The 23,924-nt window shown below is 37.7% G+C and carries 25 protein-coding genes and 1 rRNA gene; 12 read left to right on the forward strand and 14 right to left on the reverse strand.

What is annotated here, in order from left to right:
* Positions 1–21: 21 nt before the first annotated feature.
* Positions 22–1,573, reverse strand: a 16S ribosomal RNA gene (locus tag ACUXVC_RS24645).
* A 405-nt stretch (positions 1,574–1,978) separates the two neighbouring features.
* Here ACUXVC_RS24645 and ACUXVC_RS24650 point away from each other — a divergent pair.
* Together ACUXVC_RS24650 and ACUXVC_RS24655 are read left to right on the forward strand one after the other, a co-directional pair.
* Positions 1,979–2,659 carry an MgtC/SapB family protein gene (locus ACUXVC_RS24650; RefSeq protein ID WP_000386677.1) on the forward strand — a complete coding sequence of 227 codons (681 nt, stop codon included), beginning with the start codon at positions 1,979–1,981 and terminating at the stop codon, positions 2,657–2,659.
* Positions 2,660–2,751: 92 nt separating this feature from the next.
* Entirely contained in the window at positions 2,752–3,747 is a 996-nt protein-coding gene (locus ACUXVC_RS24655) for a potassium channel family protein (protein WP_000842316.1), read from the forward strand.
* Here the strand turns inward: ACUXVC_RS24655 and ACUXVC_RS24660 are convergent.
* Both ACUXVC_RS24660 and ACUXVC_RS24665 read right to left on the reverse strand, forming a co-directional pair.
* Positions 3,734–4,147, reverse strand: a complete 414-nt coding sequence (locus ACUXVC_RS24660) for a YugN-like family protein (RefSeq protein WP_000612347.1) — start codon at positions 4,145–4,147, stop codon at positions 3,734–3,736. The two genes, ACUXVC_RS24655 and ACUXVC_RS24660, sit on opposite strands and share 14 nt — an antisense overlap.
* Before the next feature lie 107 nt (positions 4,148–4,254).
* Positions 4,255–5,607: a glucose-6-phosphate isomerase gene (locus ACUXVC_RS24665; RefSeq protein WP_000103664.1), complete on the reverse strand. Its 1,353-nt coding sequence runs from the start codon at positions 5,605–5,607 to the stop codon at positions 4,255–4,257.
* Positions 5,608–5,881: 274 nt separating this feature from the next.
* Here ACUXVC_RS24665 and ACUXVC_RS24670 point away from each other — a divergent pair, with 274 nt between their 5' ends.
* A complete protein-coding gene (locus ACUXVC_RS24670) occupies positions 5,882–6,115 on the forward strand; it encodes a DUF378 domain-containing protein (RefSeq protein ID WP_000105788.1) in 234 nt (77 codons plus the stop codon).
* Positions 6,116–6,224: 109 nt separating this feature from the next.
* On the opposite strand, the gene yugI is transcribed toward ACUXVC_RS24670, so the two are convergent.
* From yugI to ACUXVC_RS24685, 3 genes are all read right to left on the reverse strand, one after another.
* Positions 6,225–6,569 carry a S1 domain-containing post-transcriptional regulator GSP13 gene (gene yugI / locus ACUXVC_RS24675; RefSeq protein WP_000003764.1) on the reverse strand — a complete coding sequence of 115 codons (345 nt, stop codon included), beginning with the start codon at positions 6,567–6,569 and terminating at the stop codon, positions 6,225–6,227.
* 253 nt (positions 6,570–6,822) lie between these two features.
* On the reverse strand, positions 6,823–8,013 hold the full coding sequence (locus ACUXVC_RS24680; protein ID WP_095690063.1) for an aminotransferase: 1,191 nt from the start codon (positions 8,011–8,013) through the stop codon (positions 6,823–6,825).
* The gene (locus ACUXVC_RS24685; RefSeq protein ID WP_000255696.1) at positions 8,010–8,507 is read right to left on the reverse strand and encodes an Lrp/AsnC family transcriptional regulator; all 498 of its coding nucleotides are present in this window, start codon (positions 8,505–8,507) and stop codon (positions 8,010–8,012) included. Before ACUXVC_RS24685 ends, ACUXVC_RS24680 begins: the two co-directional genes overlap by 4 nt.
* 118 nt (positions 8,508–8,625) lie before the next feature.
* Between ACUXVC_RS24685 and ACUXVC_RS24690 the strand changes: the two genes are divergently transcribed.
* A complete protein-coding gene (locus ACUXVC_RS24690) occupies positions 8,626–9,618 on the forward strand; it encodes a 2-hydroxyacid dehydrogenase (RefSeq protein WP_002094180.1) in 993 nt (330 codons plus the stop codon).
* A 109-nt stretch (positions 9,619–9,727) separates the two neighbouring features.
* Positions 9,728–10,567, forward strand: a complete 840-nt coding sequence (locus ACUXVC_RS24695) for an alpha/beta fold hydrolase (protein ID WP_001015204.1) — start codon at positions 9,728–9,730, stop codon at positions 10,565–10,567.
* A gap of 120 nt (positions 10,568–10,687) precedes the next feature.
* Here the strand turns inward: ACUXVC_RS24695 and ACUXVC_RS24700 are convergent, their stop codons facing one another.
* Entirely contained in the window at positions 10,688–10,939 is a 252-nt protein-coding gene (locus tag ACUXVC_RS24700) for a YugE family protein (RefSeq protein WP_000537641.1), read from the reverse strand.
* 117 nt (positions 10,940–11,056) lie between these two features.
* On the opposite strand from ACUXVC_RS24700, the gene ACUXVC_RS24705 reads away from it, so the two are divergent.
* Positions 11,057–12,208, forward strand: a complete 1,152-nt coding sequence (locus ACUXVC_RS24705) for a MalY/PatB family protein (RefSeq protein ID WP_001175830.1) — start codon at positions 11,057–11,059, stop codon at positions 12,206–12,208.
* Between the two features lie 198 nt (positions 12,209–12,406).
* Here the strand turns inward: ACUXVC_RS24705 and sodC are convergent, their stop codons facing one another.
* On the reverse strand, positions 12,407–12,946 hold the full coding sequence (sodC, locus tag ACUXVC_RS24710) for a superoxide dismutase [Cu-Zn] (protein WP_023523265.1): 540 nt from the start codon (positions 12,944–12,946) through the stop codon (positions 12,407–12,409).
* Between the two features lie 68 nt (positions 12,947–13,014).
* Entirely contained in the window at positions 13,015–13,191 is a 177-nt protein-coding gene (locus ACUXVC_RS24715) for a hypothetical protein (protein ID WP_000982763.1), read from the reverse strand.
* 165 nt (positions 13,192–13,356) lie between these two features.
* On the opposite strand from ACUXVC_RS24715, the gene ACUXVC_RS24720 reads away from it, so the two are divergent.
* Positions 13,357–13,740, forward strand: a complete 384-nt coding sequence (locus ACUXVC_RS24720) for a kinase-associated lipoprotein B (protein ID WP_001209343.1) — start codon at positions 13,357–13,359, stop codon at positions 13,738–13,740.
* A gap of 40 nt (positions 13,741–13,780) precedes the next feature.
* Here the strand turns inward: ACUXVC_RS24720 and kapD are convergent, their stop codons facing one another.
* Positions 13,781–14,404, reverse strand: a complete 624-nt coding sequence (kapD, locus tag ACUXVC_RS24725; RefSeq protein ID WP_000344360.1) for a 3'-5' exonuclease KapD — start codon at positions 14,402–14,404, stop codon at positions 13,781–13,783.
* Positions 14,405–14,693: 289 nt separating this feature from the next.
* Between kapD and ACUXVC_RS24730 the strand changes: the two genes are divergently transcribed.
* Positions 14,694–16,019, forward strand: a complete 1,326-nt coding sequence (locus ACUXVC_RS24730) for an ArsB/NhaD family transporter (RefSeq protein ID WP_000545210.1) — start codon at positions 14,694–14,696, stop codon at positions 16,017–16,019.
* Between the two features lie 78 nt (positions 16,020–16,097).
* Here the strand turns inward: ACUXVC_RS24730 and ACUXVC_RS24735 are convergent, their stop codons facing one another.
* On the reverse strand, positions 16,098–16,565 hold the full coding sequence (locus ACUXVC_RS24735) for a hypothetical protein (RefSeq protein WP_095690061.1): 468 nt from the start codon (positions 16,563–16,565) through the stop codon (positions 16,098–16,100).
* Between the two features lie 117 nt (positions 16,566–16,682).
* On the opposite strand from ACUXVC_RS24735, the gene ACUXVC_RS24740 reads away from it, so the two are divergent.
* Together ACUXVC_RS24740 and ACUXVC_RS24745 are read left to right on the forward strand one after the other, a co-directional pair.
* Entirely contained in the window at positions 16,683–17,396 is a 714-nt protein-coding gene (locus ACUXVC_RS24740) for a DNA alkylation repair protein (protein ID WP_095690060.1), read from the forward strand.
* Between the two features lie 344 nt (positions 17,397–17,740).
* Positions 17,741–19,117: a glycine--tRNA ligase gene (locus ACUXVC_RS24745; RefSeq protein ID WP_000287154.1), complete on the forward strand. Its 1,377-nt coding sequence runs from the start codon at positions 17,741–17,743 to the stop codon at positions 19,115–19,117.
* Positions 19,118–19,156: 39 nt separating this feature from the next.
* Here ACUXVC_RS24745 and ACUXVC_RS24750 read toward each other — a convergent pair whose 3' ends face one another.
* Positions 19,157–19,540 (reverse strand): hotdog fold thioesterase, encoded by a 384-nt coding sequence (locus tag ACUXVC_RS24750; RefSeq protein WP_001140612.1) that lies wholly within the window; start codon positions 19,538–19,540, stop codon positions 19,157–19,159.
* A 95-nt stretch (positions 19,541–19,635) separates the two neighbouring features.
* On the opposite strand from ACUXVC_RS24750, the gene ACUXVC_RS24755 reads away from it, so the two are divergent.
* Positions 19,636–20,379 (forward strand): DUF3298 and DUF4163 domain-containing protein, encoded by a 744-nt coding sequence (locus ACUXVC_RS24755; RefSeq protein WP_000810334.1) that lies wholly within the window; start codon positions 19,636–19,638, stop codon positions 20,377–20,379.
* Between the two features lie 50 nt (positions 20,380–20,429).
* On the forward strand, positions 20,430–21,023 hold the full coding sequence (locus ACUXVC_RS24760) for a biotin transporter BioY (protein ID WP_095690059.1): 594 nt from the start codon (positions 20,430–20,432) through the stop codon (positions 21,021–21,023).
* Positions 21,024–21,068: 45 nt separating this feature from the next.
* Here the strand turns inward: ACUXVC_RS24760 and galU are convergent, their stop codons facing one another.
* Both galU and ACUXVC_RS24770 read right to left on the reverse strand, forming a co-directional pair.
* Positions 21,069–21,956, reverse strand: coding sequence for a UTP--glucose-1-phosphate uridylyltransferase GalU (gene galU / locus ACUXVC_RS24765; RefSeq protein WP_000757815.1), 888 nt, complete (start codon positions 21,954–21,956; stop codon positions 21,069–21,071).
* Between the two features lie 108 nt (positions 21,957–22,064).
* A complete protein-coding gene (locus ACUXVC_RS24770; protein WP_001104220.1) occupies positions 22,065–23,789 on the reverse strand; it encodes a phospho-sugar mutase in 1,725 nt (574 codons plus the stop codon).
* Positions 23,790–23,924: the final 135 nt, after the last annotated feature.

A 23,924-nucleotide genomic window follows, 5' to 3' on the forward strand; every position in this document is an offset into this window, starting at 1 on the left:
GCGTTCATCAATTCTCCATAGAAAGGAGGTGATCCAGCCGCACCTTCCGATACGGCTACCTTGTTACGACTTCACCCCAATCATCTGTCCCACCTTAGGCGGCTGGCTCCATAAAGGTTACCCCACCGACTTCGGGTGTTACAAACTCTCGTGGTGTGACGGGCGGTGTGTACAAGGCCCGGGAACGTATTCACCGCGGCATGCTGATCCGCGATTACTAGCGATTCCAGCTTCATGTAGGCGAGTTGCAGCCTACAATCCGAACTGAGAACGGTTTTATGAGATTAGCTCCACCTCGCGGTCTTGCAGCTCTTTGTACCGTCCATTGTAGCACGTGTGTAGCCCAGGTCATAAGGGGCATGATGATTTGACGTCATCCCCACCTTCCTCCGGTTTGTCACCGGCAGTCACCTTAGAGTGCCCAACTTAATGATGGCAACTAAGATCAAGGGTTGCGCTCGTTGCGGGACTTAACCCAACATCTCACGACACGAGCTGACGACAACCATGCACCACCTGTCACTCTGCTCCCGAAGGAGAAGCCCTATCTCTAGGGTTTTCAGAGGATGTCAAGACCTGGTAAGGTTCTTCGCGTTGCTTCGAATTAAACCACATGCTCCACCGCTTGTGCGGGCCCCCGTCAATTCCTTTGAGTTTCAGCCTTGCGGCCGTACTCCCCAGGCGGAGTGCTTAATGCGTTAACTTCAGCACTAAAGGGCGGAAACCCTCTAACACTTAGCACTCATCGTTTACGGCGTGGACTACCAGGGTATCTAATCCTGTTTGCTCCCCACGCTTTCGCGCCTCAGTGTCAGTTACAGACCAGAAAGTCGCCTTCGCCACTGGTGTTCCTCCATATCTCTACGCATTTCACCGCTACACATGGAATTCCACTTTCCTCTTCTGCACTCAAGTCTCCCAGTTTCCAATGACCCTCCACGGTTGAGCCGTGGGCTTTCACATCAGACTTAAGAAACCACCTGCGCGCGCTTTACGCCCAATAATTCCGGATAACGCTTGCCACCTACGTATTACCGCGGCTGCTGGCACGTAGTTAGCCGTGGCTTTCTGGTTAGGTACCGTCAAGGTGCCAGCTTATTCAACTAGCACTTGTTCTTCCCTAACAACAGAGTTTTACGACCCGAAAGCCTTCATCACTCACGCGGCGTTGCTCCGTCAGACTTTCGTCCATTGCGGAAGATTCCCTACTGCTGCCTCCCGTAGGAGTCTGGGCCGTGTCTCAGTCCCAGTGTGGCCGATCACCCTCTCAGGTCGGCTACGCATCGTTGCCTTGGTGAGCCGTTACCTCACCAACTAGCTAATGCGACGCGGGTCCATCCATAAGTGACAGCCGAAGCCGCCTTTCAATTTCGAACCATGCAGTTCAAAATGTTATCCGGTATTAGCCCCGGTTTCCCGGAGTTATCCCAGTCTTATGGGCAGGTTACCCACGTGTTACTCACCCGTCCGCCGCTAACTTCTCGAGAGCAAGCTCTCAATCCATTCGCTCGACTTGCATGTATTAGGCACGCCGCCAGCGTTCATCCTGAGCCAGGATCAAACTCTCCAATAAAGTTAGTTTGTCTAGCATCTAAAAATAAAAATTGACGTTTCACGTTGTTTGTTTCGTTCAGTTTTCAAAGAACTACTTGGTCGCTCATTTGCGACTTCCTTATGTTAACATCTTCGTTTTTCGATGTCAACTAAGTTTTTCAATTTCTTTTTTGTCGTTTTCTGCGTTTCTGCATCAGCGACGGTTATTAATATATCATGGTGAAAAATGAAATGCAACACCTTTTATAAACTTTTTTTAAAACTGCCCACATTTCTTTTTTAATATCATATACTTAAACGAAATATCTCTTTCATGTATGAGTAATTCCTACATATATTTTATATAAAGTTACTCTATCAAAAAACGTTTCTTTCTATACTAAGCGTTTTATTCATATACCATATCATACAAGGAGGAATATATATGGACTATACCGATTTATTAATCAAACTAGGTCTCTCGGCGATTTTAGGGTTTGCCATTGGTTTAGAACGCGAATTAAAACGGAAACCACTTGGTTTAAAAACGTGTTTAGTTATTTCTATTATTAGTTGCCTCCTAACGATTGTTTCTATTAAAGCAGCTTATAACTTACCACATACCGATCATATGAATATGGATCCACTTCGACTTGCCGCTCAAATTGTATCAGGAATTGGTTTTTTAGGTGCTGGCGTAATTTTAAGAAGAGGCAACGATAGCATTGCAGGGCTCACGACCGCCGCTATGATCTGGGGTGCTTCTGGTATTGGTATTGCCGTTGGAGCTGGTTTCTATATCGAGGCGATTTTCGGAATGTGTTTCCTTATGATTAGTGTCGAACTTATACCACTCGCGATGAAATATGTAGGCCCTAGGTCATTTCGTCAACGTGATATCGCTGTGAAACTTGTTGTACGAAATATGGACAATATCCCAATCGTAATTGAAGAAATAAAGGAAATGGATATAAAAGTTAAGAATATGAAGCTTAAAACATTAGAAAACGGTTCTCACTATTTACATCTTAAACTGTCCATTGATCAAAAAAGACCTACTGCTGATGTTTACTATGCTCTTCAACATCTTGAAAGTGTCCAACAAACTGAAGTGGAAAGTATGTAGCATAAAACAAACTCTCTTTAATTAGAGAGTTTTTCTTTTTTCTATAATGGTAACAATGAATGTAGTCCTGCAAAACAAGGAGGAATTTACTATTGAAATCCCGTCCGAATTTAGTAGATACATTTCGTGATTCCATTATTTTTCGTTTAATTTGTTTTATTATTGTATTCACTGCTTTTTCTGGTTTTCTTATACATAGATTAGAACCCTCTCATTTCACTACATGGTTTGACGGAATTTGGTGGTCAATCGTTACCATTTTTACAGTTGGATATGGCGACTTTGCTCCCCATACAACGATAGGAAAACTAATAGGTATAAGTATTATTTTATTAGGAACTGGCTTTTGTTCTTATTATATGGTTCTATTCGCTACTGAGATGATCAGTAAACAATATATGAAAATTAAAGGTGAAGAAGCCGCTACCTCTAACGGTCATATGATTATCGTTGGCTGGAATGAGCGTGCAAAACATGTTGTAAAGCAAATGCATGTATTACAACCAAACCTTGATATCGTTTTAATTGATGAAACACTTTCTTTACTCCCAAAACCATTTCATCATTTAGAATTTATAAAAGGTTGTCCGCACCACGATCAAACTTTATTAAAAGCTAATATTAAAACGGCACACACCATATTAATAACAGCGGATAAAGAAAAGAACGAAAGCTTAGCAGATACACAATCCATTTTAAATATTTTAACTGCAAAAGGACTCAATCCAAACATTCACTGCATCGCAGAACTACTTACTACTGAACAAATTCAAAATGCAACGAGAGCTGGCGCGTCAGAAATTATAGAAGGAAATAAATTAACGAGTTATGTATTTACCGCTTCTCTTTTATTCCCTTCTATTTCAGGTGTACTATTCTCACTTTACGATGAAATCTCTGATAATAAATTACAACTGATGGAGCTTTCTCCGTCCTGCACCGGACAAACCTTTGCAAATTGTAGCTATACCCTTTTAAAACAAAACATTCTCTTACTAGGTATAAAGCGCGACGATCAATATATGATTAACCCAGTCCATACCTTCATTCTTATCGAAAGCGACGTACTCATTGTTATTCACCATTAAGAAAATGTTTTTCTAGTTCCCGCATGAGCACTTTTCCAATATTGATATATTTTCTTTTCACTTCTGCATCTGGATCTTTCGGTTCAGCAAATTGATCCATCCCACTCGTTCCCGCGGTTAAAGTATTCACATTATCATCTAGTTCGTCTTGATATACGTGCGAAAGAATATACGGCGTTTCAAGACGGACTACTACACCAGGTACATCTAGTTCACCATCTACTGCTGTAAACGGCACTCGTAAAAATTGATACCCATCTTCTTCATCGATTTTGTAATCGAAGCATCCTTTATCATAATCCCAATTACCACCAATACTATATCCAAGTGGTTTCATAACCTCTTCTAATTTATATAACGCATATGTACGTCCTTCTAAATTTGATTGAATCGGAATCAAGCCCATCCCTCCAAGACTTTTCCTTTAGCATACCCACTCTAGTTTGAATATACTGATGGACTTTTCGATAAAATAATAAAAAGCGACCGGAATCCGATCGCTTTTTATTATTTTAAACGCTCTTCTAATTCTGCTTTTAATTCTTCAAATCCTGGTTTACCAAGTAAAGCAAACATGTTTTTCTTGTATGCTTCTACGCCAGGTTGGTCAAATGGATTTACGCCTAATAAGTAGCCGCTCATCGCACATGCTTTTTCGAAGAAGTATACAAGGTAACCGAATGTGTACTCATTTAATTCAGGAATATTTACGATTAAATTTGGTACTCCCCCGTCGCTATGTGCAAGTAATGTACCTTCGTATGCTTTTGTGTTTACGAAGTCTACAGTTTCACCAGCAAGGTAGTTTAATCCGTCTAAATCGTTGTCTTCTAATTCGATTGTTAGTTCATGTGTAGATTTACCTACTTTAAGAACTGTTTCAAATAAGTCACGACGACCTTCTTGAACGTATTGACCTAATGAGTGTAAGTCAGTTGAGAAGTTTGCTGAAGATGGGAAAATACCTTTTTGATCTTTTCCTTCACTTTCACCAAATAACTGTTTCCACCACTCAGCGAAGTATTGAAGTGCTGGCTCATAGTTAACAAGCATTTCAATTGTTTTTCCTTTATTGTATAAAGCGTTACGAACTACTGCGTATTGGTAAGCTGGGTTTTCTTCTAGTTCTGATGTTCCGAAGTCATCATGACCAGCAGCTGCACCTTTCATCATCTCTTCAATATTTAAGCCACTTACTGCGATTGGTAATAAACCAACTGGCGTTAATACAGAGAAACGTCCTCCAACATCATCTGGAATAACGAATGTTTCGTAACCTTCGTTATCAGCTAATGTTTTTAATGCACCACGTGCTTTATCTGTAGTTGCATAAATACGTTTGCGAGCTTCTTCTTTTCCATACTTCTCTTCTAATAACTTACGGAAAATACGGAATGCTAGTGCTGGCTCTGTTGTTGTACCTGATTTGGAAATAACGTTAATAGAGAAGTCTTTACCTTCTAATACGTCCATTAAATCTTTCATGTAAGTGGAGCTAATGTTTTGTCCAACAAATAGCACTTGTGGAGTTTTACGTTGTTCTTTAGATAGCGTGTTGTAGAAAGAATGACTTAACATTTCGATTGCTGCGCGTGCTCCTAGGTAAGAACCACCAATACCTACAACAAGTAAAATGTCAGAGTCGTTTTTAATTTTTTCTGCGCATTTTTGAATGCGAGCGAATTCTTCTTTGTCATATTGAAGCGGAAGGTCTACCCACCCAAGGAAATCGTTCCCAGCTCCAGTTTTTTCGTGGATTGCGTGATGTGTTACTTTCACTGCATCACGTAAATAAGTGATTTCATGTTCACCGATGAAGGATAACGCTTTAGAATAGTCGAACGTTACATGTGTACTCATCTTTTTCCCTCCAATTATGGATATGTATTTCTGTATTCACTTTAGCGAAACTGAAGTTGTAAATCAAGCGATTCAACCATTGTAAACGTAACCAATATATATTTTTTAGAAAAAGTTCATTTTTTGCATAAAAATTCGCATTTTTCGGTATAGATGTATATACATCCTCTTTCGAACATTTTTTATGTATAAAAACAACATAACTACCCCATTCTATAAAAGAGTTAATTAACTCATCGCTTGCTCATGCTTCACAATTAAGGGGGGCTTTTTCATGAGTACTTTGCAACGTATCGCATTAGTCTTTACTGTAATTGGCGCTGTGAACTGGGGACTAATCGGATTTTTCCAGTTTGACTTAGTAGCAGCCATTTTCGGCGGACAAAATTCAGCTCTTGCACGTATTATTTACGGCATCGTTGGTATATCTGGGCTTATCAACCTTGGTTTACTGTTTAAACCATCTGAAAATCTTGGTACGCACCCAGAAACAAACGAAATTCGATAATCAGTATGTCCTTTCACCTCCGACATACGAATATGATTGCATGCAATCATATTTGCAAATATATATCATAAGATAAAGTAAAAGAGGAACGCTCATATGCGTTCCTCTTTTACTTTGTTAACTCGGACTCTTCAATCCATTCTGCCAACTTTTCTCGCAGCGTATTAAATCCGTTTTCAGATGGGTTCGGTATAAGAATCCTTCCTTGTTTTCTTTTCGCCGCTTTTAACGATAAACTCATTTTTCTGTGCTCTTCATCAATTGAAAGTACCTTTACTTCTACTGTATCGCCGACTTTTAAAAAGTCATGAATATCCTTTACATATCCATTTGTAATTTCAGATATATGCACAAGTCCTTGTGTTTCTGCATCTAACGCTACAAATGCACCGTAATCTTGAATTCCAGTCACTTTCCCTGTTACAACCACTCCTGTTGTATATTGTTCTGACATATGAAACACTCCCATACGTTTACCATTCTCTCTACAATTATAGAGAGCAAAGCAGATATATTTATTTTAAATATCCGATTGGTTAGTACGCATTCTAGATAATGATATCTAGAATGCGTATACCTTATATTAGTAAATTATACCACTATGACAGAACTCATTCAAAATTCATGAAAAATTTCCCTTAAAGAAGTATAATTCTCCAATATTGGGATAGACTACTAACACATGGCTTTCTAGTATTCCCCCCCTTTTATGGACAAAGCGTATTACGTTTTGTCCTTTTTTTATTTTCTACAAATCGTTCCATTCTCTTCATCGCTTCCATAAGTTGTTCAAGCGACGTCGCATATGAACAACGAATAAATCCTTCACCACTTTCGCCAAATACGCTACCAGGGACAACGGCCACTTTTTCTTCCAACAATAACTGTTCTGCAAATTCCGCTGAAGATAATCCGGTTGAAGATATAGAAGGAAAAACATAAAATGCTCCGCCCGGCACATGACACGTTAAGCCCATTTCATTGAAAGATGTCGTCATGAAGTTACGACGCTTCTTATAGCTATCTCTCATTCGAATTACTTCATCGTTCCCTGCGCGTAACGCCTCAAGTGCTGCAAACTGAGACATCGTCGGTGCACACATCATTGAATACTGATGGATTTTGAGCATTAATTCTGAAAATTGAACAGGAGCTGCAATCATACCGAGGCGCCATCCTGTCATCGCAAATCCTTTTGAAAATCCTGAAATTAAAATCGTATGCTCACGCATATTTTTAATACTCGCGAAACTTGTATATACTTCGTCGTATACAAGTTCTGCATAAATTTCATCAGATAATACGATTAAATTGTACTTCTCAACAATCACTGCTATTTCTTCAAGCTCGGATTTATTTAGCATTGCACCTGTCGGGTTATTTGGTGAACAAAGCAAAATTGCCTTTGTTTTCGCTGTAATAGCTGCTTCAATTTGTTCTGGTTGTACTTTAAACTCGTTTTCTAACGTAGTCGCCACAGGAACCGGAACTCCTCCAGCTAATGTCACAAGTGGTGCATAAGAAACGAAGCTCGGTTCAATAATGAGCACTTCATCATCAGGATTTATAATGGCGCGCATCGCTACATCTAACGCCTGGCTCGCTCCAACTGTAACAATGATTTCATCACTTGGATCATAAGATACTGCAAATTGTTTTTTTAGATACTTTGCTATTTCTTGACGGAGCTCCAATAATCCTGCATTTGCTGTATATGACGTATACCCTTGTTCCAAAGAACGAATACATGCTTGCCTTACATTCCAAGGTGTAACAAAATCCGGCTCTCCTACCCCGAGGGAAATAACACCTTTCATATTTGCTGCTAAATCAAAAAATTTTCGAATACCAGATGGTTTTAAAGATTCTGCTGATCTAGATAGTTCAAATTGCTTCATGGTGTCACCACAATTCGCTTATCATCATCGTCTTTTTCATAAATAACACCCTCATGTTTATACTTCTTCAAAATGAAATGAGTAGTTGTAGAAACAACAGATTCAATTGTTGCTAATTTCTCAGAAACAAACATCGCTACTTCTCCCATCGTTTTCCCTTCTAATGTAATAGAAAGATCATATGTCCCTGACATTAAATAAACGGATTTCACTTCTGAATAACGATAAATTTGTTCAGCAACCGCATCAAACCCAACGCCATGCTTTGGCGTAACTTTCACATCGATCATTGCCGTTAAACCTGTATGTTCTTTCACCTTCGTCCAATCAATATGTGTTACATAATCCACAATAATCTTTTCATTTTCTAACCTCGCAACCATCTTCTTTACTTCTTCTACCTCTATATTTAACAGCTTCGCTAATGTATCTACAGATAATCGACTACTCTTTTCAAGACAAGCTAATAATTCTAATTCTTTTTCTGTCACCATATAAATCATCCTTCCTTTTCGTTTGTGTTTAAATTATACAAATACCCTTTCCAGTTTGAAAAGAAGATTTTTCTATTGAATTATGTCAAAATAAAGTGAAACTTTAATCAGCGGAAAAATGCGTGATAAAGCGAAAGGGGATGGAACCGTGAAACCAAAAGTTTATATTGCTGAACCAGTTCCAACATTTGTAGAAAACTATTTATCAGAACACTGTGATTATGAAAAATGGGATCAGAATGAGAAAGTACCTCGTGATGTTCTATTAGAGAAAATACAAGATAAAGATGGGTTATTAAATTTCGGATCTGCTATTAATGAAGAATTACTGACAGTTGCTCCTAACTTAAAAGTAGTGAGCAACATTTCTGTCGGTTACGATAATTTTGATTTACAAGCGATGAAAAACCGAAATGTTATCGGAACGAATACACCATACGTATTAGATGATACAGTAGCTGATCTCGTTTTCGCCCTTATGCTATCAGCTGGGCGCCGCGTTTGCGAACTCGATTCTTACGTGAAAAATGGTGAATGGAACGCTGAAATCGGAAAAGAACACTTCGGACTAGATGTACACCATAGCACAATTGGTATTATCGGTATGGGCCGAATTGGAGAAGCCGTTGCAAAACGAGCAAAATTCGGATTTGATATGAATGTTCTTTACTATAACCGCCGTCGTAAAGAAGAAGCTGAACAAAAATTCGATGCTACATATTGTGATTTACAAACGCTACTGAAGCAGTCTGACTTTATTGTTCTTCTTACTCCATTAACAGATGAAACATATCACCTTATTGGAGAAAAGGAATTTTCATTAATGAAAGAAACAGCAATCTTCATTAATGCTTCTCGCGGGAAAACAGTAGATGAAGAAGCGTTAATCCATGCTTTAACAGAAAAGAAAATCTTTGCAGCAGGTATCGATACATTTACACAAGAGCCGATTCAAAAAGATAATCCACTCTTATCATTACAAAATGTTGTAACTTTACCACACATCGGATCTGCAACATTAAAAACTAGGCAGCAAATGGCTATGACCGCCGCTGAAAATTTAGTTGCAGGATTACAAGGAAAAACACCGCCTAATATTGTTCGCGGGTAATACTGAATAAACGAAAGGCAAGATGACGTCGTCATCTTGCCTTTTTTTGTTAACATATTTTCTTCTTCCTTGGAGATGATATGAACAAAAATCAATGGAGTGACAAAAAATGAATCACGAATATACTTGTCCTTATTTCACTTTTTCCACTCGCGGCACTACTATTCATTACGAATTGTATGAACACGATAACAAAACAGAACGTCCTACTTTCGTACTCGTTCACGGCTTTTTATCTTCCTCATTCAGTTACCGTCGTCTCATTCCCTTACTATCGAAAGCAGGAACAGTGATTGCTCTTGATTTACCACCGTTCGGAAAAAGTGATAAGTCTCATCTGTTTAAGTATTCTTATCACAATTTAGCAACGATTATTATTGATTTAATTGAACATTTATCTCTCTCAAACATTGTATTAGTTGGGCACTCTATGGGTGGGCAAATTTCTCTCTATGTAAACCGTATACGTCCTGAACTCATTTCAAAAACGATTTTACTATGCAGCTCTAGCTATTTAGCACGCGCAACCTTACCTTTACTATACTCTTCTTATTTACCGTTCTTTCATTTATACGTAAAGAACTGGATTATTAGACGCGGTATTGTTCATAACTTAATGAATGTCGTTCATGATCACTCATTAATTGACGATGAAATGAAAAAAGGTTACTCCGCTCCTTTTTATGACGACCGTATATTTCCCGCTTTAACTCGCATGATACGAGACCGTGAAGGTGACTTATCTTCAACTGAATTACAAAAAATCGAAACACCTACACTACTCATTTGGGGTGAAAAAGACCGCGTCGTCCCTGTACATGTAGGTCATCGTCTACACAAAGATTTACCGAATTCAAAATTTATTTCTTACGAAAATACAGGACATTTACTACCTGAAGAAAAGCCTGAACATGTTTATGAAGAAATTATCGCTTTTTCTGCGCAATAAAGTGAAACTTTAATTAGCCCCCACCTAACTTCTTTGCTTCTGCTGAATTTTGAGGTGGGGGTCTTACTGCCCGGCAAATAGCGGGATAATATAAAAAAGGCCGTCGGAAATTCCGACAGCCTATAATGAACAGCTTCCGCCTTCTTTTATTACAAGTAATTCCACAGCTAATTTCTCACATTTTTCAAGCGCAGGTACTTCCTCAAAAGACATAAAGTATATATGTTGAATCTTCTTTGCGATGTATTTTGGATCATCAAACACACTTATGACGTTCACAACATCGCTCGCTTCTGTTTCATAAAACTCCGGTCCCATTTGAAACGGATCCCAATTCTTCACAACCTCTATCATCTTTTCATATGTACCCATTCGCTTCCCGCCTTTTCACTTTTTAATACTTTTCTTTATCCTATCACATCAGCTATTCTATAAGAAGAGAGAGAACTTTCATAACTTATTGGTTTTACAGAAGAAGGGGGCAAACGTATGCAACTATTTCATAAAGCAATCAATCGACGTGGAACGCATAGTATAAAATGGGATACATATAAAAACGAAGAACTTATCCATGCTTGGATTGCTGATATGGATTTTGAAGTACCAACACAAATTCAAACTGCTTTAAAGAAACGTATTGAGCATCCTATTTTCGGCTATACACTTCCTCCCGAAAATATTGGAGATATTATTTGTAACTGGACAAAAAAACAATATAACTGGGACATTCAAAAAGAATGGATTGTTTTTAGCGCGGGGATCGTTCCAGCTCTTAGTACGAGCATACAGGCTTTCACAAAAGAAAACGAATCCGTTCTCGTACAACCACCTATTTATCCTCCATTTTTCGAAATGGTCACAACAAACAACAGGCAGTTATGCGTGAGTCCATTACAGAAACAAAATGATACATATGTGATAGACTTCGAGCATTTAGAAAAGCAGTTTCAGCAAGGTGTCAAACTCATGCTTCTTTGTAGCCCTCATAACCCAATCGGACGCGTTTGGACGAAAGAGGAACTTGTGCAGCTCGGATTGTTATGTACTAAATATGACGTTATCGTTGTCGCGGATGAAATTCATTCCGATATCATTTATGCAGACCATACACATACGCCGTTCGCTTCCTTATCTGAAGAATTAGCAGAGCGCACTATCACTTGTATGGCTCCAAGTAAAACATTTAATATCGCTGGATTACAAGCTTCGATTATTATCATTCCAAACGAAAAACTCCGTCACGCCTTTACAGCTATCCAATATAGACAAGGCTTCCACGGGTTAAATATCTTTGCCTACACAGCGATGCAAAGTGCCTATACAGAATGTAATGATTGGTTAAACGAAATTCGATTATATATAGAAGATAATGCTCAATTTGCTTGTGAATATATTAAAACTCACATACCTGCTCTTTCCGTAACGAAGCCAGAAGGTAGCTTTTTATTATGGATTGATTGTTCTCGTCTAAAGCTTTCTCAAAACGAGCGTACTGCATTACTTGAGGAAAAAGGAAAAATCATCGTTGAACCTGGTGAGAAATACGGGTTAGGTGGCGAAGAACATATTCGAATTAACATCGGCTGTCCACGATCTGTTTTAGAAGAAATTTTGAACAGACTGCGTCATACGTTTTCATAATAATAGAGTAGTCTGTCCCCTAATCATTCTTGGACAGACTCCTTTGTCATATTTTGTCGGTAAGTTGATATATTTCAAGTTACGGTCAATATATTCTAATAATCGCCGATATAATTTGAGTTACAATCGATATATTCCAATAATCGCTGATATATTTTCACTTATACTACACAAAAAAAGCTACCAGCACGGTAGCTTTTACTTTTTCTTCATATCCGCTGCTTTTTTTACAATTACACCACAAGCAATTCGATCGCCTGATTTACCTGTCGGTTGTGTCATACCATCATCAGGGTTTTCTGTAATAATAATAGACGCTCCATCTTTTCTATGAATCGTCGTTTTTCCTTCTTCAAGTGTGATGTGAGGTGCATCGATTTCCGCTTTAATCTTCCCAGAACCATCTGCAACTACGTTCGGTAAATCACCGTTTTCTGCACCCTTCGGATTAAGAAGACCATGTTTTTTATCATCAGGATTAAAATGATTCCCGGATGATTCAAAACGAGGTGCCTTACACTCTCCGATTTCATGTACATGTAGTCCGTGTGGTCCTGGCGTGAAACCTTCTCCTTTAATCGTAATTTTCACGCCACTTGTTTGCTGCACTACTTTCGCAGTCCCTACTTCATCTCCTGAAGCATTATGTAATTTCACTTCAATTTCTTTCGGCTTTCCTTGGTCACAACCTGCCATCAGAAATAATAAACAACAACTGAAAAAAAGCCGTTTCTTCATTCCATTCCCTCCAAAATATATTCTGCCCTTAGATTGTCCGAGCATAGAGGGAAACATACAAAAATGCGTTACTGTTTCTTTTCAGCTAATAGTTTTTCTTCAACTTTCTGTAATCGCTCTGCTTCGCGTTTTGATACACGAATGAACATACGCCACGTAGCAACGGCACCAATTATAAATAGCACGCAAACAATCCCTGGAATAATATATTCTGTTTTATCTTCCGGAAAATATAAAGGCATCATATAGAACACTCCTTATTATAGGATTTGTAAAACATCAGAATTTTCTGTTATATAACTTTAAATTATAGTGGAACCTATCCATATTCTCAAGGGGGCGTTCCGAAAGCGAATGATTTCTTTGACTCCTTCTCCTACTTTCCTTACTATAAACTTGAGGTGAAAAATATGAGAGAAACATTTGAAATTGGTGAAATCGTTACTGGCATTTATAAAACTGGCAAATACATCGGCGAAGTTACAAATAGCCGCCCTGGCAGTTACGTCGTAAAAGTATTAGCTGTTTTAAAACATCCGGTGCAAGGTGACTTACATAACGTAAAACAAGCTGACGTACCATTTTTCCATGAAAGACGCGCTTTAGCTTTCCGTGAACAGACGAACATTCCAGAGCAAATGGTGAAAAAATATGAAGGAGAAATTCCGGATTATACCGAGTCACTAAAATTAGCATTAGAAACCCAAATGAATTCATTTTCTGAAGATGATTCACCTTTTGCAGAGCGTAGTCTAGAAACATTAGAACAGTTAAAGAAAGACTACAAACTTTAAAAAACAAAACGACCAAATTACATAATGTGCAATTTGGTCGTTACTGTGTGCTCACTTTCTTTAACACTTTTGAAAAATCAACGAGTTCTCCTAATGTTGGAGGTGCTGGTTTTACTAAATACTCTTTATCTTTTTCTACTAGTTTAAAAATATTGTACGTCGTCATCGCATCATCAAGCGCACAATGATGCTTCCCTGTCCCTACTTTTCCGTACGCCTCAATCGCTTTCCATAATCCTGTTTGATTTCTTTCTCCAAAAAACTTCTTATACTCAAGCGATAAATCACGACACTGTCCGAAGAATGGAAAAGCTATCCCTGCCATTTCACAATTATGCTTCAGCACTTTCATATCCATATTTCCCCACGTTACAATTGTCGGTTTACATTTTGTTTCGTATTCCGCAAGCTTCTTAACGAGTTCAGGAAATGAAATCCCTTTATCCACGACTTCTTGTTTTATTCCTAAAAACTTCTTACATCGATCCGTTAAAGAGGGAAATGTTTTCGGCCTGACATGTGATGAATACGTATCTTCCACCTTACGGCCAGCAACTGAAACGAGTCCTACCTCAATAATTTCCGGAAAAAATCCTTTCGGTTTCTTTCTATGCTGGGGCATCGTAAACTCAAAGTCTAAAAATAAAAATCGTTGTTCATCCATACGATCCCTTCCTTATCATTTTTATCATTCCTTTCTATTTGACACTCCTACACGAACAAGCTCGAATGCTAATTCCATTTTAAATATTCAGATTGGATGTATCTTATATATATGTCAAATGCCCACAAATATTTTAAAAAATAAGAAAAAATGACCTATGCAGAAAATATGACAAAATCCCTCCTTTCATTTACATCCGCAGTTTTTCTACTTTATAATGACGTTATGTGTGTTTCATCTAGTTAATATTTGACACACTAAGAAAAATGAATGAAAGGAGATGAGATTTTTGCACGAAACAACGCAAGAACTCGCTAACTGGCAGTATTATTTTGCTATCGCAGTCTTTTTAATTACATATGCCATTATTATTTCTGAAAAAATTAATCGCGCTGTCATCGCACTTCTTGGTGCAGCATTCATGGTAATTGTGGGGGTCGTCGATTTACATAACGCCTTTACGAAACATATTGAATGGGGAACGATTACGCTACTCATCGGTATGATGATTTTGGTGAACATTACGAGTAAATCAGGTGTTTTCCAATACGTTGCCATTAAAGCAGCAAAAGGGGCACAAGGAAATCCAATTAAAATTTTAATTTCCCTTTCCCTACTTACCGCGCTTGGCTCCGCATTTTTAGATAACGTTACAACTGTACTTCTTGTTGTTCCAGTTACTTTATCTATTACGCGCATACTGCAAGTAAATCCTGTTCCATATTTACTTTCTGAAATTATTTTTTCAAACATTGGGGGAACGGCAACATTAATTGGTGATCCACCTAACATTATGATTGGTTCTGCCAATAAGCATTTAGACTTCAATGCTTTCCTATTGAACCTAGCACCAATCGTAATTATTATTATTGGAGTTACAGCAACAATACTTTACTTCATGTACCGTAAACAATTAATTGCCGATCCTGTACAGGTTAAAAAATTAATGAGCTTAGATGAAAAACAATACATTAAAGATCCAGTATTAATGAAAAAATCTTTAACGGTGCTTGGACTTACGATTGTAGGTTTCATGACTCATTCTATTTTCCATATTGATGCGGCTATCATTGCCTTAACTGGTGCTACTGTACTTATGTTAATTGGTGTGAAAGAGCATGAAATTGAAGAAGTATTTGCAAGCGTAGAGTGGGTAACAATCTTCTTCTTCGCAGGGCTATTCGTACTTGTTGGAGGACTTATCGATATCGGTCTTATCAAAATGTTGGCTCAAAAAGTAATTGGTATAACAGGCGGAGATATTTCTTACGCATCCATCCTTATTTTATGGGTATCTGGTATCGCCTCTGCAACAATTGATAACATCCCATTCGTCGCAACAATGATTCCACTTATTAACGATATGGCAGTCGGGCTAGGCTTATCACCATCTGACGCACAAATCGATGTATTATGGTGGGCATTAGCACTAGGTGCTTGTCTCGGTGGAAACGGAACATTAATCGGAGCTTCTGCTAACGTAATCGTTGCAGGTATTGCGAGCCGCGAAGGACATAAATTTAGTTACATGGAATTCCTAAAAGTCGGTTTCCCAATTATGATCGTTTCATTAATCATTTCTCACATTTATATTTATTTACGCTATCTTATGTAGTAAAAAGAGCGCTCTGATAATCAGGGCGCTTTTTTACTTATATCTAAAATATATCGACTTATCAACAAAACGAAAAATCTACTCTTTATATCTCACCGGTTCATTTCGAATAATAAATAAATGAATCGGTAAGAACACCGAAAATGTGATTACATGAATAATCGTAAATAATATAGAGTTCGTTCCATATCTGTCTAAAATAGCGTAGATAAGATAAATAGACAATACAATCGATACAGCTGTTGCTAGTAAACTTATAATTGGTACGAAATTAAAAATGAAACATGCAACATATATACCGAATACTTTCCACCCTGCTTCTTCTTTCAAAAAATCTGGTAATTTATCTTTCGCTATGTCACCCCACGTCTTACTATTCAAAAACGGAATAAACGCAAGCACCCCGTCCGTTGCACCATCATTTTTCGCCATCGAATAAAGTGCAAAAGCCGTTAACAAATATGAAATAATTGCCCAAATCAATATAACAAGAATAAACGCAAAACTAAGAGCAAAGAAACCTGCTAGTACGCCTTGATCCTCCATCTTATCCTCTCCTCTCTACTTTCAACATATTTCATTACATTGCAAGTTATGTTTTAAAATTTATCCAAACTCTTTGTATAATAAGAGAAGAAAGAGAATAAGAGAGGAGAAACACTTATGCATCCATTTGTAAAAGCATTACAAGAGCATTTCACAGCTCATAAAAATCCTGAAAAAGCAGAACCTATGGCTCGTTATATGAAAAATCACTTCCCATTTCTAGGTATTCAAACACCGGAAAGACGCCAATTATTAAAAGACGTCATTCAAATACATACTCTCCCAGATAAAAAAGACTTCCAAATTATCGTACGTGAGCTTTGGGACTTACCAGAACGTGAATTCCAAGCGGCCGCACTTGATATTATGCAAAAATATAAAAAGCATATAAACGAAACTCATATCCCCTTCTTAGAAGAACTTATTGTCACAAAATCTTGGTGGGACTCTGTCGATAGCATCGTCCCTACATTCTTAGGTACTATCTTTTTAAAACACCCAGAATTGATTTCTGCTTATATTCCAAAATGGATTGCATCAGATAGCATATGGTTACAACGCGCCGCTATTTTATTCCAACTGAAATATAAACAAAAGATGGATGAGGAACTTCTTTTCTGGATTATTGGACAACTACATTCTTCAAAAGAATTTTTCATTCAAAAAGCGATTGGCTGGGTCCTTCGTGAATATGCAAAAACAAATCCGGATGTAGTTTGGGAATACGTGCAAAACAACGAGCTCGCTCCATTAAGTAAGCGTGAAGCAATTAAGCATATTAAAGAAAATTACGGAATAAATAATGAAAAAATAGGCGAGACTCTATCATAGATAGACGCGTTCCTCTATTGAGATTTAAAAAAGAACGTGTTAGAATATGTTCATTATTACTAATATAAGTAGCGATGACGGACTTATAAGTACTTGCATAAAAAGCGATTCAGGGATAGTGAAAGCCTGAAGCCGCAAGGAAACGGCAGTCCCGAGCAATACATGATAAAGTGGATGCACCTTTGTGTATCAACTAGGGTGGAACCGCGGGCAAACGCTCGTCCCTAGGCAAATAAGCCTTGGGATGAGCGTTTTTTTATGTTCTTTTTAGCTATACTGCTCGTTTCCAAAGTATCAGAGTATGTCATCGCCAATACGTTAACTTTCAAAAGGAGGATTTTCTTATGTATTCAATGGAACAAGTTGTAAACTTAGCGAAACATCGCGGTTTTGTTTTCCCTGGTTCTGAAATTTACGGTGGTCTTGCAAACACTTGGGATTACGGTCCACTTGGAATCGAATTAAAAAATAACGTTAAAAAAGCTTGGTGGAAAAAATTCATTCAAGAATCTCCATACAACGTTGGTTTAGACGCAGCTATTTTAATGAACCCTAAAACTTGGATCGCTTCTGGTCACGTTGGTAACTTCAACGATCCAATGATCGACTGTAAAAAATGTAAAGCTCGTCACCGTGCTGACAAATTAATTGAGGATGCTTTAGATGCAAAAGGCATCGAAATGGTTGTTGATGGTCTTACTTTCGACCAAATGGCTGACTTAATGAAAGAACATGAAGTAAAATGTCCTGATTGCGGTAGTGAAGAATTCACTGAAATCCGTCAGTTCAACTTAATGTTCAAAACATTCCAAGGTGTTACAGAGTCTAGCACAAACGAAATCTTCCTTCGTCCTGAAACAGCACAAGGTATTTTCGTAAACTTCAAAAACGTTCAACGCTCTATGCGTAAAAAGCTTCCATTTGGTATTGGCCAAATCGGTAAGAGTTTCCGTAACGAAATCACGCCTGGTAACTTCACATTCCGTACACGTGAATTCGAACAAATGGAACTTGAATTCTTCTGTAAGCCTGGTGAAGATTTAGAGTGGTTCGCATTCTGGCGTGAAACTTGTAAAAACTGGTTACTTTCACTTGGTATGACTGAAGAGAGCATGCGTCTTCGTGACCACGGTGAAGAAGAGTTATCTCACTATAGTAATGCAACAACTGACATTGAATTCAAATTCCCATTCGGTTGGGGCGAACTTTGGGGCGTTGCATCTCGTACAGACTTCGACTTAAAACGTCACATGGAACACTCAAACGAAGACTTTAATTATATCGATCCACAAACGAATGAGCGTTACGTACCATACTGCATCGAGCCATCTTTAGGCGCAGACCGTGTAACATTAGCATTCTTATGTGATGCATATGAAGAAGAGCAATTAGAAAACGATTCTCGTACAGTTCTTCGTTTCCACCCTGCTTTAGCACCATACAAAGCAGCTATCTTACCATTATCTAAAAAGCTATCTGAAGGTGCTACTGAAGTATTCGCAGAATTAGCTAAAGACTTCATGGTAGACTTTGATGAAACTGGTTCTATCGGTAAACGTTACCGTCGTCAAGACGAAATCGGTACACCATTCTGTATCACATACGACTTCGACTCAGTTGAAGACAAAGCTGTTACAGTACGTGACCGTGATACAATGGAACAAGTTCGTATGCCAATTAGCGAACTAAAAGGTTTCTTAGAGAAGAAAATCCAGTTCTAATTATAAGAAAAAGAGGCTGCTCATAAGAGCGCCTCTTTTTTACTTTTCACGTTTTTCTTTAATTGCTACTGTACATCTTGATATACATAGTAAATCATCATTTTCATCAATAATACGAACATCCCAAACCATTGTCGATTGTCCTCTATGTATCGGTGTTCCGATCGCTGTTACAATTCCATCTTTCTTTGAGCGAATGTGGTTTGCATTAATTTCTAATCCGAAACAAATACATTTTTCTTGATCAATTAAATTGTATGAACCAACACTTGCCACTGTTTCTGCCAATGCAACCGATGCACCGCCATGTAAAAATCCAAATGGCTGATGCGTACGCTCATCAACAGGCATCGTAGCAACCACCTTATCTTCTGTCATCTCTAACAACTCAATTCCAAGTGAATCCATTAAAGTTTTTGCCATATCGCTTCCTCCTTCTCTTGCTTTAATTAAATGTATAATTTTACCTATTTATTTTCAAACTACTTATAACACTTATATAAGGAGGCTTCACCTAAATGAAACAGAAATTTTGTATATTACTGCTTATGTTCTCCTTGCTGACTATTGTACCAAATTGTGCAATAACAGCCAAAGCATCTAACCTGACAATCGATGTTAAGACTGTAACGCAAAAAGGTAAGAAACCTTATATAGAATATCAAATAAATAGGCCTTCTTTTCACAACTTTTCTGACTCTACATTTCAAAATAAGCTCAATTTATACTACAAAAAGTCCACTGACAAATTTAAAAACAAATTAGAAAAAGAAGCAAAAAAATACTATAAAGAGACAGAAGGATCTAGTACACCATTTCATCCGTACGTAGCAAATGTTGATTATAAAGTCTCTTTAAACAAACCACCTTTTCTTAGCCTATATGTGAATTACTATCAATATACTGGCGGAGCACACGGTCTTTATACGTGGAAGGCAAATACATTTGATTTAAAAGAAAAAAAGCTACTGCACTTAGACGATTTATTTCAACAAAAAGATAAATATAAAGATGTAATCCGTGCAGAGATTGTAAGACAAATTAAACAAAATGAAAGTATTTATTTTCCTGATGCAACTGAAAAGGTAATGAGTATGAAAAAGTTTCACTTCTTTTTAGAGCCAGACAATCTCGTCATTTATTTCCCTTTATATGAGATTGCTCCGTATTCAAGTGGAATTCCGCAATTTCGTATTCCATATACGTTGCTAAGAGACTATTTAAAGCCTTCTTATCAAAATATTTTGATTGACAACAAGTAAATATTTTAGCTACGATAATGTTAACCTAAAAACAACAGGAGGTTAACATTATGAGAAGATTACATGTTTTAGATTTAGCATTAGCTGCCATGTTCGTTGCTCTTATGGCCATCGGTGCAAATATTGTATCTTGGGCACCATTCCTTCAAGTAGCAGGTATCCCATTATCTATGCAACCATTTTTCGCAATTTTAGCAGGTCTTCTTCTTGGAAGTAGACTTGGTGCTTTATCCATGACTGTTTATATGCTCGTTGGCGTAGCCGGCGCACCAATCTTCGCTAACTTCAAGGCTGGATTTGGAGCACTTTTAGATCCTACTGGTGGTTTTATTATCGCATTTATTATCGTTGCTTACGTATCGGGGAAACTAGTAGAACAAAAAGAAAGACCAACATTCATTACATTTGCGATTGCCTCTTTCACAGGAATTATTTTAACTTATATAATCGGTACTACTTACATGTACGGGGCAGTCAATTTCTTTATGGGTGGTAATATGAGCTATAAAGCTGCTTGGATGATTATGATGTGGTTTGCAGTAAAAGATATTGTATTTACAATTATCGGTGCTATTATCGCCCCTCGCATATACTATGCTGTGCGTCGTTCTGCTTATCAGCATTCTCATTCGACGATTTCATAATAAAAAAGAGTTATTGCAGCTTGCTGCAATAACTCTTTTTTTATATTAAGACTCTTGATTCACTTGTTCTTCTAAAATTTTCTTCATCATTACAACCATGTCATCACGTAATTCTGGGTGTTGCAGGGCCATTTCGATTGTCGTTTGAACAAATCCTAGCTTTTCACCTACGTCGTAGCGCTTTCCTTCGAAATCGTAAGCAAATACACGTTGGATTTCATTTAAGCTTTGGATTGCATCTGTTAACTGAATTTCACCACCAGCACCGACATGTTGCTGCTCTAAGAACATAAAGATTTCAGGCGTTAAGATGTAACGGCCCATAATCGCTAAGTTTGAAGGTGCTGTACCTTGTGCTGGTTTCTCAACGAAATTGCGAACTTGGTAACGACGACCTTCTTGTTCTAATGGATCAATAATTCCGTAGCGGTGTGTTTCATTTTCTGGAACCGTTTGTACACCAATAACAGAAGAAAGCGTTTTATCATATTCTTCGATTAATTGACGTAAGCATGGTTTTTCAGCTTGAACGATATCATCGCCTAATAAAACAGCAAATGGCTCATCACCGATGAATTTACGTGCACACCAAACAGCGTGTCCTAATCCTCTTGGTTCTTTTTGACGAATATAATGAATATCTACCATTTTTGAAGAAGCCTGTACTTTTTCAAGTAACTCATACTTTTTCTTTTCTAATAAGTTTTGCTCTAACTCAAATGCATTATCAAAATGATCTTCAATAGAGCGCTTTGTTTTACCAGTAACGATAATAATATCTTCGATTCCTGATTGTATTGCTTCTTCTACGATGTATTGGATAGTTGGTTTATCTACTATCGGCAACATTTCTTTCGGCATTGCTTTTGTTGCTGGTAAAAAACGTGTTCCCAATCCAGCTGCTGGGATTATGGCTTTTCTTACTTTTTTCATCACAAAATACCCTCTCTTCTGTCAGAATCAATAACGATCATTTCCTTACATAAAACAAAAGGGAGATTTCGCTCCCTTTTGTTCCCTACTACTTAAAATTACTTTATATTATAAACGATTCATAATATCTTCTTTAATAGTAAGTAACTTTTGTTCACTATTTTGTAAAGAACTATCTTTTACACCAAAGTAGAACTTAATCTTCGGTTCAGTTCCAGATGGACGTAGGCAGAACCATGAACCATCCTCTAATTGATATTTTAACACATTTGATTTCGGTAAGTGAATCTCTTCTTTATGTCCATCTTGTAAAGATGTAACAATGCTTGCTTTATAGTCTTCAACTGCTACGACTGTTAAGCCCGCTACTTCTTTCGGAGGATTCTCACGGAACGTCGCCATCATCTCTTGGATTTGTTCCGCTCCATCTTTTCCTTTTAACGTTAACGATACAAGGTCTTCACGGAAGAATCCGTATTTCTCAAATACTTCTAATAGACCATCATATAACGTTTTCCCTTGTGATTTGTAGTATGCAGCTACTTCACATGCAAATAGGACAGATTGTACTGCATCTTTATCACGGCAGAATGGACGGATTAAATAACCATAGCTTTCCTCATAACCGAATTGGAATTCGTATTGTCCGCTTTCTTCATACTGTCTAATTTTCTCACCGATAAATTTAAATCCAGTTAACGTATCAATTGTATCTAAACCGTATGCTTTTGCAATTGTACGACCAATTTCAGACGTTACAATTGTTTTTAATACGACACCGTTCTCTGGAAGCGTTCCGTTTTCTTTCTTTTGAGATAGTAAGTAATCAAGCATTAATGCACCTGTTTGGTTACCTGTTAATACTTGGAACTCACCATTATGATTACGAACTGCTACACCAAGGCGATCTGCGTCAGGATCAGTTGCGATTAATACATCTGCGCCTACCTTTTCACCGTCACGAATTGCATACTCAAACGCTGCGTGCTCTTCTGGGTTCGGTGATTTTACTGTAGAGAAGTTTGGATCTGGTAACTCTTGCTCTTTTACAACTGTTACATCTGTAAATCCAACTTCTTTTAAACCACGGCGTACAGAAATATTTGATGTTCCGTGTAATGGTGTAAAGACGATTTTTAAGTCTTTACCAACCTTTTGTACCATTTCTTTATTAATGATGACATTGTTCAATTCTGCAGCATATGCATCATCTACTTCTTGTCCAATAATATGTAATAAACCGTCAGCTTTTAATTGCTCTACATCAGCGACTTCAACTGTTAATTCATCTTCTACTGCGTTTACGTAGCTAATTAACTCATCTGCCTCTTTTGGAGGCAACTGTCCACCATCTTCACCGTATACTTTATATCCGTTATATTCAGGCGGATTATGGCTTGCCGTAAGGACGATTCCACTTACTGTATGTAAATGACGAACTGCGAAAGAAAGCACTGGCGTTGGACGTAAGCTTTCAAACACATATGTTGTGATACCGCGTGCGCCAAGTGTTGCAGCGACCTCCATTGCGAATTCAGGTGATTTATGTCGAGAATCATAGGCTACAACAACACCTCGTTTTTTCGCTTCCTCACCTAACTTTTCAATAAAGCTTGCTAATCCTTTTGTTGCTTTACGAACTGTATATACGTTTAAACGGTTCGTACCAGCACCAAGTTCACCACGCATACCACCTGTGCCAAACTCTAGATTTTTATAAAAGCTATCCTCGATTTTCTTCTCATCTTGCTTCATATTTTCTAGCTGTTCTTTTAATTCTGCATCTAATTGTGCGTAAGAAAGCCAGCGACTAAATTCTTGTTTCCAATTCATTCTTCTCTCTCCTCCCGCTTGTCATATCTTTATTATATGAAAAAAATATGCTGTATCTCAATATTTTATAAAATCTAGCAGGATTTTACTAGGAATATTTGTATACACTATTGTTAAATACTCCACTAAAGGGAA

The sequence above is a fragment of the Bacillus sp. N6 genome (genome assembly GCF_052805735.1).